We start from the raw sequence: 1,110 nt of genomic DNA on the forward strand, positions 1-1,110 counted from the left end.
TTATACCAATCGGATTAAACATTAGGTCAGTTTTATCCAATCTCGGCTACAAAGTGACATCACCCGCTCCACATCGGCAATAAAGTGCTTCCAGGCCGATGTGCAGGCATCAAGGATGTCGTCGTAATCCTTGAAGCTGCGATTAGCCAACACATGCTGACGAAGCCAGCTCCATACCTGTTCAATGGGATTGAGTTCGGGAGAATAGGGAGGGAGCTTGATCAGGCTGAGATTGGGGAAGTCATCCGCACATTCCATGGTATGCCATCCGGCGCCGTCCATGATCACCACCGCATGACGACCCGGCTTTGTTCGTGCTGCAATCAGTGCCAAGTGCTGCTTCATCACCTCCCGGTTTACCAGAGGACTGAGCAAGGCTTCCGTTGTCCCGGTTGCAGGGCAGACGGCACCGAAGAGATAGACGTACTCGAATTGTTGTTGCTGAATAGCTCGGGGGCGACTGCCACGCCTGGCCCACAGTCGGGTAGTCGTATTTTGTTGACCAAACCGGGCTTCGTCCTGAAACCAGACATCGACATTGGCAAGCGCAACATGACCCGGGATGTTAAGGATCGTTTCCAGCTGGAAGTTTTTTAAAAGCTTCCTGCACCTGCCCATCCTGCTTCGGATGTCGTGAGCGACTGGTTATCCAGGAAAACCCCAGCTCTCTGAGGAGGCGGTAGACATTGGAGAGTTCATAGGCCACACCAAACTCTCGTTCGATATACGTTTGAATATCAGTACCTTGCAGTCGTCCCCCGATGGCCAGCCGGCTTTGTTGGTCGATATATTCGCTAAGCTGGGATAGCTGTTCGGCGCCGAGCTTGGCGGGTCGGCCTGGTGGACGGACACTATCCAGCCCCGCCACGCCGTGTAGCAAGAAGTTGCTCACCCATTTGTTGACACTTGTGCGGCTGACTTTGAGAAAGCGGGCAATGTCAGTTCTGGAATGACCTTCTTGAAAGTGTGCTAACGCCAGGAATCGCATGCGTTTCCTGGCGTTGGTTTCTGCCTTGGCGAGGGCCAAGAAATCGATTGGATCGGACATACTGAGTACAGTGAAACCAGAATAGAGCAATTAGATCACATCTTTAATCTGATTGGTATTAC

At 52.3% G+C, this 1,110-nt stretch carries 1 protein-coding gene; it reads right to left on the reverse strand.

Features of this window, described 5'->3' with window-relative positions; genetic code table 11:
* Nucleotides 1-21 precede the first annotated feature (21 nt).
* A protein-coding gene (locus PG888_RS22920) for an IS630 family transposase (protein WP_161469620.1) occupies nucleotides 22-1,048 on the reverse strand; the annotation gives its coding sequence in 2 pieces (ribosomal slippage) (nucleotides 22-595 and nucleotides 594-1,048; 1,029 coding nt in all).
* Nucleotides 1,049-1,110 lie beyond the last annotated feature (62 nt).

This window comes from Aeromonas sp. QDB23 (genome assembly GCF_027707745.1).
GTDB classification, from domain to species: Bacteria; Pseudomonadota; Gammaproteobacteria; order Enterobacterales; family Aeromonadaceae; genus Aeromonas; species Aeromonas allosaccharophila.